The sequence below is a fragment of the Stenotrophomonas sp. PS02298 genome (genome assembly GCF_029959445.1).
Lineage (GTDB): Bacteria > Pseudomonadota > Gammaproteobacteria > Xanthomonadales > Xanthomonadaceae > Stenotrophomonas.
Genome location: NZ_JASCOR010000317.1, coordinates 1 through 1,475 on the forward strand (window position 1 = coordinate 1; position 1,475 = coordinate 1,475).

2 protein-coding genes are annotated in these 1,475 nt (G+C 63.9%); one reads left to right on the plus strand and one right to left on the minus strand.

Annotated elements, in window-relative coordinates; all coding sequences use genetic code 11:
• Positions 1 to 143: 143 nt before the first annotated feature.
• Positions 144 to 416, minus strand: a complete 273-nt coding sequence (locus QMX78_RS21395; RefSeq protein ID WP_282273463.1) for a metal/formaldehyde-sensitive transcriptional repressor — start codon at positions 414 to 416, stop codon at positions 144 to 146.
• A 62-nt stretch (positions 417 to 478) separates the two neighbouring features.
• On the opposite strand from QMX78_RS21395, the gene dmeF reads away from it, so the two are divergent.
• Positions 479 to 1,423, plus strand: a complete 945-nt coding sequence (gene dmeF, locus QMX78_RS21400) for a CDF family Co(II)/Ni(II) efflux transporter DmeF (protein WP_282273466.1) — start codon at positions 479 to 481, stop codon at positions 1,421 to 1,423.
• Positions 1,424 to 1,475 lie beyond the last annotated feature (52 nt).

Genomic DNA, 1,475 nt, shown 5'->3' on the forward strand with positions numbered 1-1,475 from the left:
GGCGTCAGCCGCGAAGCTGGCAATGCTGCAATCACCGGTGTATCTGCGAGCTGACGGATTGTCAGCTTCGCGGCTGACGCCGCTCCCACAGGGGCTGATGGGCTACGGGTGACGCCCTTGCCGAGCATGGCTCGGCACTACCCTCACTTCGCGTGGCGCTTCATCAGTTCCAGCACTACCTCGGCTTCCTGCGCGCGCTTGGCCGGGTCCTTTTCCGCGACGACATGGTCGCTCAGGTGCCCGGCCATCACTTCCAGCATCAGCCCGTGCATGGCGCCCTTGGCGGCGGCAATCTGCACCAGCATGCCGTCGCAGTCGTCGCCGTTCTCCAGTGCCTGTTCCAGGGCCGCTACCTGGCCGGCGATGCGCCGCACCCGGGTCAGCAGCTTCTTCTTGTCGCGTTGGATATGAGCCATGGCTGGCATCATATACCCCTTGGGGGTATATGATCACGCCGTCCTTCTCCCAACCCATCGTCATGCAACTCGATGCGCTCGCTCAATCCCGCCGCCACAGCCATGCCTTCAGCGATGGCAATCCGATGGCGGAGAAGAATACCCGGCGCGCGATGGTGCTGACCATCGTGATGATGGTGATCGAGATCGTCGGCGGCTGGTGGTTCAACTCGATGGCGGTGCTGGCCGATGGCTGGCATATGAGCTCGCATGCGCTGGCGCTCGGTTTGGCGGCGTTTGCCTATGCCTGCGCACGGCGCTACCGCGATGATCCACGCTTTGCCTTCGGGACCTGGAAGATCGAGATCCTGGCTGGGTTCACCAGCGCGATCCTGTTGCTGGGGGTTGCCGCGATCATGGCGTTCGAGTCCATCCTGCGCGTGTTCAAACCCAGTCCCATCCATTACCAGCAGGCCATTGCGATCGCGGTGGTCGGCTTGGCGGTGAACCTGCTGTGCGCATGGTGGCTGCGCGATCAACACCATCATCATGGGCATGACCATGACCACCACGCGCATGGCGGCCACCATCATCACCATGATCTGAACCAGCGCTCGGCCTACCTGCATGTACTGGCCGATGCGGCGACCTCGGTGCTGGCGATCATCGCCCTGCTCGGTGGCCTGTACTTCGGCGCCTCCTGGCTGGACCCGCTGATGGGCATCGTTGGCGCGGTACTGGTGTCGGTCTGGGCCTGGGGTCTGATCAGGCAGACCGGCGGCGTGCTGCTGGATGCGGAGATGGACGCACCGGTCGTGGCTGAAATCCGCGAAGCGGTGGAGCAGGGCGAGGTGCCTGCCCGGATCAGTGACCTGCATGTCTGGCAGGTTGGCCGTGGCCGCTATGCCTGCGCGATGGAAGTGGTGACTGAAACCGTGGTGGCGCCGGAAGTGTTCCATCGTGCCTTGGCGATCCACGAGGAGATCGTGCACGTGACGGTGGAGGTGCGCAGCGCAGCCGCGCTGTAGTGCCGAGCCATGCTCGGCAGAGGTATTACCGGAAAACCAGTTGTGGGAGCGG

Bases quoted from the DNA above. Each gene is read 5' to 3' on its own strand.
- dmeF (WP_282273466.1), top strand. From the start codon at position 479: ATGCAACTCGATGCGCTCGCTCAATCCCGCCGCCACAGCCATGCCTTC.
- QMX78_RS21395 (WP_282273463.1), bottom strand. From the start codon at position 416: ATGGCTCATATCCAACGCGACAAGAAGAAGCTGCTGACCCGGGTGCGG.